The 5,330-nt window shown below is 55.1% G+C and carries 3 rRNA genes; all 3 read left to right on the plus strand.

Annotation, left to right across the window (positions count from 1 at the left end):
• Nucleotide 1 precedes the first annotated feature (1 nt).
• A 16S ribosomal RNA gene (locus tag AS029_RS16725) occupies nt 2-1,516 on the plus strand.
• Nucleotides 1,517-1,933: 417 nt separating this feature from the next.
• Nucleotides 1,934-5,043: ribosomal RNA gene (locus AS029_RS16730) — 23S ribosomal RNA — on the plus strand.
• A 104-nt stretch (nt 5,044-5,147) separates the two neighbouring features.
• Nucleotides 5,148-5,264: ribosomal RNA gene (gene rrf / locus AS029_RS16735) — 5S ribosomal RNA — on the plus strand.
• The 16S, 23S and 5S rRNA genes sit together here, the layout of an rRNA operon.
• The last annotated feature ends 66 nt before the right edge of the window (nt 5,265-5,330 follow it).

Here is a 5,330-nt window from a genome sequence, read left to right on the forward strand (position 1 = left end):
GAGAGTTTGATCCTGGCTCAGGATGAACGCTGGCGGCGTGCTTAACACATGCAAGTCGAACGGTGAAGCCAAGCTTGCTTGGTGGATCAGTGGCGAACGGGTGAGTAACACGTGAGCAACCTGCCCTGGACTCTGGGATAAGCGCTGGAAACGGTGTCTAATACTGGATATGAGGCGTGATCGCATGGTCATGTTTGGAAAGATTTTTCGGTCTGGGATGGGCTCGCGGCCTATCAGCTTGTTGGTGAGGTAATGGCTCACCAAGGCGTCGACGGGTAGCCGGCCTGAGAGGGTGACCGGCCACACTGGGACTGAGACACGGCCCAGACTCCTACGGGAGGCAGCAGTGGGGAATATTGCACAATGGGCGCAAGCCTGATGCAGCAACGCCGCGTGAGGGATGACGGCCTTCGGGTTGTAAACCTCTTTTAGCAGGGAAGAAGCGAAAGTGACGGTACCTGCAGAAAAAGCGCCGGCTAACTACGTGCCAGCAGCCGCGGTAATACGTAGGGCGCAAGCGTTATCCGGAATTATTGGGCGTAAAGAGCTCGTAGGCGGTTTGTCGCGTCTGCTGTGAAATCCCGAGGCTCAACCTCGGGCCTGCAGTGGGTACGGGCAGACTAGAGTGCGGTAGGGGAGATTGGAATTCCTGGTGTAGCGGTGGAATGCGCAGATATCAGGAGGAACACCGATGGCGAAGGCAGATCTCTGGGCCGTAACTGACGCTGAGGAGCGAAAGGGTGGGGAGCAAACAGGCTTAGATACCCTGGTAGTCCACCCCGTAAACGTTGGGAACTAGTTGTGGGGACCATTCCACGGTTTCCGTGACGCAGCTAACGCATTAAGTTCCCCGCCTGGGGAGTACGGCCGCAAGGCTAAAACTCAAAGGAATTGACGGGGACCCGCACAAGCGGCGGAGCATGCGGATTAATTCGATGCAACGCGAAGAACCTTACCAAGGCTTGACATACACCAGAACACCGTAGAAATACGGGACTCTTTGGACACTGGTGAACAGGTGGTGCATGGTTGTCGTCAGCTCGTGTCGTGAGATGTTGGGTTAAGTCCCGCAACGAGCGCAACCCTCGTTCTATGTTGCCAGCACGTAATGGTGGGAACTCATGGGATACTGCCGGGGTCAACTCGGAGGAAGGTGGGGATGACGTCAAATCATCATGCCCCTTATGTCTTGGGCTTCACGCATGCTACAATGGCCGGTACAAAGGGCTGCAATACCGTGAGGTGGAGCGAATCCCAAAAAGCCGGTCCCAGTTCGGATTGAGGTCTGCAACTCGACCTCATGAAGTCGGAGTCGCTAGTAATCGCAGATCAGCAACGCTGCGGTGAATACGTTCCCGGGTCTTGTACACACCGCCCGTCAAGTCATGAAAGTCGGTAACACCTGAAGCCGGTGGCCTAACCCTTGTGGAGGGAGCCGTCGAAGGTGGGATCGGTAATTAGGACTAAGTCGTAACAAGGTAGCCGTACCGGAAGGTGCGGCTGGATCACCTCCTTTCTAAGGAGCATCTGGCATCACGGCTTTTATGTTGTGGTGTCCAGGCGCCAGGTCGGGACCGAATGTGTCTCGCTGGTAGCTCATGGGTGGAACATTTGACGAGGTGCTCATGCCGATGGTTTCGGATCTAGTACGCAGCTTGCTGTGGGAACGGTTCGGGTCGGAGGGGTGGGTGCGTGCACGCTGTTGGGTCCTGAGGGGCCGGGCGCTGATCGCGCTAGTCGGAAGGCTGGTTGTGGTTGGTGTTTGTTCCTCTGGGCCTCTTTTGTGCTTGCCGGTTGGTGGGTGTGGAGGGGGTTCCGCCCGTACTTTGAGAACTACACAGTGGACGCGAGCATCTTCCAAACATCTTCGGGTGTTTGGTGAAGATGATCTTAAAGATCATTAGTCAATTTTTTGACGATTCAACTCATGTGATTTCAAGTCTTTAAGAGCAAACGGTGGATGCCTTGGCATCTGGAGCCGAAGAAGGACGTAGCAATCTGCGATAAGCCTCGGGGAACTGATAAGCGAGTTTTGATCCGAGGGTGTCCGAATGGGGAAACCCCGCCAGGGCGCGTGCGTACCTGGTGACTCCCGCCTGAATATATAGGGCGGGTAGAGGGAACGTGGGGAAGTGAAACATCTCAGTACCCACAGGAAGAGAAAGCAACAGCGATTCCGTGAGTAGTGGCGAGCGAAACCGGATCAGGCTAAACCTTATGCGTGTGATACCCGGCAGGGGTTGCGTGTGGGGGGTTGTGGGACTTTTCGGATTGTTCTGCCGAGCAGTCGACGTGACAAGAGGGTATAGACGAACGGTTTTGAATGGCCGGTCATAGAGGGTGCGAACCCCGTAGTCGAAATGCTTGTTCTTGGCGTGAAGAGTATCCCAAGTAGCACGGGGCCCGAGAAATCCCGTGTGAATCTGTCAGGACCACCTGATAAGCCTAAATACTCCCAGATGACCGATAGCGGACAAGTACCGTGAGGGAAAGGTGAAAAGTACCCCGGGAGGGGAGTGAAATAGTACCTGAAACCGTTTGCTTACAAACCGTTGGAGCCTCCTTAGTAGGGGTGACAGCGTGCCTTTTGAAGAATGAGCCTGCGAGTTAGCGATACGTGGCGAGGTTAACCCGTGTGGGGTAGCCGTAGCGAAAGCGAGTCTGAATAGGGCGATTGAGTCGCGTGTCCTAGACCCGAAGCGAAGTGATCTATCCATGGCCAGGTTGAAGCGACGGTAAGACGTCGTGGAGGACCGAACCCACTTAGGTTGAAAACTGAGGGGATGAGCTGTGGATAGGGGTGAAAGGCCAATCAAACTTCGTGATAGCTGGTTCTCTCCGAAATGCATTTAGGTGCAGCGTTGCGTGTTTCTTGCCGGAGGTAGAGCTACTGGATGGCCGATGGGCCCTACAAGGTTACTGACGTCAGCCAAACTCCGAATGCCGGTAAGTGAGAGCGCAGCAGTGAGACTGTGGGGGATAAGCTTCATAGTCGAGAGGGAAACAACCCAGACCACCAACTAAGGTCCCTAAGCGCGTGCTAAGTGGGAAAGGATGTGGAGTTGCTCTGACAACCAGGAGGTTGGCTTAGAAGCAGCCACCCTTGAAAGAGTGCGTAATAGCTCACTGGTCAAGTGATTCCGCGCCGACAATGTAACGGGGCTCAAGCACGCCACCGAAGTTGTGGCATTGACATTTTTGGTAGGCCTTCGTGGTCCAGCCGTGTTGATGGGTAGGAGAGCGTCGTGTGGCGAGTGAAGCGGCGGGGTGACCCAGCCGTGGACGCTACACGAGTGAGAATGCAGGCATGAGTAGCGAAAGACGTGTGAGAAACACGTCCTCCGAAAGACCAAGGGTTCCAGGGTCAAGCTAATCTTCCCTGGGTAAGTCGGGACCTAAGGCGAGGCCGACAGGCGTAGTCGATGGACAACGGGTTGATATTCCCGTACCGGCGAAGAACCGCCCCAGTCAATCCAGTGGTGCTAAGAGTCCTAGCTCGGAATGTTCCGGATCCCTTCGGGGTGATGGTCGTCCGTGTGAACGCTCGACCCCATGCTGGTGCGGCTAGCGTATTAACAGGTGTGACGCAGGAAGGTAGCCCAAGCCAGGCGATGGTTGTCCTGGTGCAAGTGCGTAGGCCGACTCTTAGGCAAATCCGGGAGTCATGCAGGCTGAGACACGATGCGGATAAAAAGTGGGTGATCCTATGCTGCCGAGAAAAGCATCGACGCGAGGTTCAAGCCGCCCGTACCCCAAACCGACTCAGGTGGTCAGGTAGAGAATACCAAGGAGATCGAGAGAATCGTGGTTAAGGAACTCGGCAAAATGCCCCCGTAACTTCGGGAGAAGGGGGGCCATCCACTTATTAGGACTTGCTCCGAAAGGGTGTGGTGGCCGCAGAGACTAGTGGGTAGCGACTGTTTACTAAAAACACAGGTCCGTGCCAAGTCGCAAGACGATGTATACGGACTGACGCCTGCCCGGTGCTGGAAGGTTAAGAGGACCGGTTAGCCGCAAGGCGAAGCTGAGAATTTAAGCCCCAGTAAACGGCGGTGGTAACTATAACCATCCTAAGGTAGCGAAATTCCTTGTCGGGTAAGTTCCGACCTGCACGAATGGCGTAACGACTTCCCAACTGTCTCAACCGCGAACTCGGCGAAATTGCATTACGAGTAAAGATGCTCGTTACGCGCAGCAGGACGGAAAGACCCCGTGACCTTTACTACAGCTTGGTATTGGTGTTCGGTGTGGCTTGTGTAGGATAGGTGGGAGACGGTGAAGCATTCACGCCAGTGAGTGTGGAGTCATTGTTGAAATACCACTCTGGTCACTCTGGATATCTAACTTAGGACCGTGATCCGGTTCAGGGACAGTGCCTGGTGGGTAGTTTAACTGGGGCGGTTGCCTCCCAAAATGTAACGGAGGCGCCCAAAGGTTCCCTCAACCTGGTTGGCAATCAGGTGGCGAGTGTAAGTGCACAAGGGAGCTTGACTGTGAGACTGACAGGTCGAGCAGGGACGAAAGTCGGGACTAGTGATCCGGCAGTGGCTTGTGGAAGCGCTGTCGCTCAACGGATAAAAGGTACCTCGGGGATAACAGGCTGATCTTGCCCAAGAGTCCATATCGACGGCATGGTTTGGCACCTCGATGTCGGCTCGTCGCATCCTGGGGCTGGAGTAGGTCCCAAGGGTTGGGCTGTTCGCCCATTAAAGCGGTACGCGAGCTGGGTTTAGAACGTCGTGAGACAGTTCGGTCCCTATCCGCTGCGCGCGTAGGAAGTTTGAGAGGATCTGACCCTAGTACGAGAGGACCGGGTTGGACGAACCTCTGGTGTGTCAGTTGTTCCGCCAGGAGCACCGCTGATTAGCTACGTTCGGGATGGATAACCGCTGAAAGCATCTAAGCGGGAAGCCGGCCTCAAGATGAGACTTCCATACCTTCGGGTGAGAGGCTCCCAGCCAGACTACTGGGTTGATAGGCCGGATGTGGAAGCGTAGTAATACGTGAAGCTGACCGGTACTAATAAGCCGATGACTTGATAACACACCTGTTTTTGGTGCTTGCGTCCACTGAGTGGTTCTCGATGTACGGTCGAGAACAACAACAATGAAACAATCGTTGTTGGTTTACGAACACATCAATAGTGTTTCGGCGGCCATAGCGAGAGGGAAACGCCCGGTCACATTCCGAACCCGGAAGCTAAGCCTCTCAGCGCCGATGGTACTGCAGGGGGGACCCTGTGGGAGAGTAGGACACCGCCGGACTTCCTTTAACGAAATGGCCACCCAACGCTGGGTGGCCATTTCGCATTTACGGACACAATCGCCGGG

The organism is Microbacterium enclense, assembly GCF_001456955.1.
Lineage (GTDB): Bacteria > Actinomycetota > Actinomycetes > Actinomycetales > Microbacteriaceae > Microbacterium > Microbacterium enclense.